We start from the raw sequence: 321 nt of genomic DNA on the forward strand, positions 1-321 counted from the left end.
GCCAATGTCAATGTTACGGTAAGCGCTAGCGTTAACGCGACTAATATCGCCTCTGGAGATACAGCGACAACTCAAGTTTCGCAAGTGATTGACGACATCCTCGTTGGTCTTGAGTATGAGACTAGCTCGGGTGCAAGAGGTGTCACCGACGCAGAGGGTATTATTAGCTTTGATCAGCGCGATACCATTCGGTTTAGCGTTGGCGCGGTAGTGATTGGTGAGTTAATAGCGGCAAATGTTCAAGGCAGAGCAATTTTTCTGACTGATTTCCAACCGGTTAACGGTGCTGTCGCAAGCAGTGATTACTTGACTAATATGGCG

1 protein-coding gene is annotated in these 321 nt (G+C 48.0%); it reads left to right on the plus strand.

The window, feature by feature from the left end:
* Positions 1-321, plus strand: a 321-nt coding sequence (locus tag A3739_RS29740) for a hypothetical protein (RefSeq protein WP_197472204.1), incomplete at both ends; no start/stop codon positions are given.

The sequence above is a fragment of the Oleiphilus sp. HI0067 genome, assembly GCF_001635735.1.